This window comes from Cetobacterium sp. (assembly GCF_051658645.1).
GTDB lineage: Bacteria > Fusobacteriota > Fusobacteriia > Fusobacteriales > Fusobacteriaceae > Cetobacterium_A.
In genome coordinates, this window is the sequence record NZ_JBOFMZ010000039.1 from 1 (window position 1) to 1394 (window position 1394).

Sequence of the window (1394 nt, forward strand, 5' to 3'; positions counted from 1 at the left end):
GAAAGATGTATTCGCACACTTCTCTCAAATCAAAAAAGATGGTTTCAAATCATTAAAAGAAAATGAAGCGGTAGAATTCGATGTTGTTAAAGGTGACAGAGGATTACAAGCTGAAAATATTGTATCAAGATAATAATTATTAAGAGTTCCAATTGGAACTCTTTTTTTTTTCATAACTAGGCTGTTTTTCACCTAGTTTTTTTGCTATCTAACTCTCTTTTATTAAAATCTCTATCAACAATTTTAATAATTTTACCAATCTCTCTAATTGCTTTATTGCTAATACAAGAGGTTCATCGCTCCCTCGCCTCAGCTATTCTGTTTTTCAAAAAAAATTGACTATTAAATAGTTATATATTATATATAGTATATAACTATCTTAATTTCGGAGGAACTAAAAATGAATATCACAACACAGAAAAAACACATCAGTAGTTTAGAGTTAATAGAACAGATTAATATTTTTAGAAAAGAAGTTGAAGGTAAATCAAAACTTCAACATAAAGATTTGATGAAAGTAATTAGGGATGAATTTGAAGACGAAATAGCCGAGGGAATTATTTCCCCCGGGTCATATAAAGACAAACAAAATCAATCTAGGCCTTTATTCCACCTATCCATCAATGAAGCTAAGCAAGTATTGGTAAGAGAATCAAAAGCAGTTAGAAGAGCTATTATCAAGCAACTAGAAGAGTATGAAAAAGGTGAGCTAACTCTAACAGAAAAACAAAAAATAGAAATTCAAAAAAATGAAGCTATTTTAAAAATTGTGAATGATGATGGAAAAATGGGAATTGAAGAAAAAATCCATTATATAAAAATAATAGAAGATTGTTATAAGAAAAAATTCTTAATTCAATCGAAAGAAGAAATTTTAATGTCAGAAATACCAGAAGTAGTTAAAGCTGCTGCTTTAATAGATTGCTATGATGAAGAATATGTAGCCTCTAAAAATTGGAATACTAAAGATTTAAGAGATTGTTTATGCAAAGATAAAGTTTTAAATAAAATAAAAGATGGAGTATATGAAATTGGAGAAAATTTTGAAGCTTTATTTTTAAACCCTATTCTTGGAAATTATAAAAAAAGTAAAACTAACAATATTTTTATTCCTGTATTTTATAGAAGCTCTTTAGAATATTTCAAAAGTAAAACTTTTATTTATGCTCTTAATCAACATCTAAGAAATAAAAAAGAATATAGTAGTTATGAAAGTGGTGAGATTATAAACTATGAAGACAATTGGGAATAGATATAAAAGATATTTATTGCCAGTGCTAAAGAAGGTCGTTCGCATGCCTTAGCGAGTCCGTTGTTTACGGCATGCTCTCTCCGTGGCCGGCCCTTCTCCCCCGCCGGCGTCGCTACAGATGTTTTTTTAGCTAGGCCGGTTT

At 29.4% G+C, this 1394-nt stretch carries 2 protein-coding genes; both read left to right on the forward strand.

The window, feature by feature from the left end:
* Positions 1 to 133: cold shock domain-containing protein (locus tag ACRCZX_RS03820; RefSeq protein WP_438581622.1), on the forward strand; the 133-nt coding region annotated here is incomplete at its 5' end.
* Positions 134 to 400: 267 nt separating this feature from the next.
* Positions 401 to 1252 carry a hypothetical protein gene (locus ACRCZX_RS03825; protein ID WP_438581621.1) on the forward strand — a complete coding sequence of 284 codons (852 nt, stop codon included), beginning with the start codon at positions 401 to 403 and terminating at the stop codon, positions 1250 to 1252.
* Positions 1253 to 1394 lie beyond the last annotated feature (142 nt).

Coding starts and splice junctions, on each gene's coding strand:
- ACRCZX_RS03825 (WP_438581621.1), top strand. CDS start 401: ATGAATATCACAACACAGAAAAAACACATCAGTAGTTTAGAGTTAATA.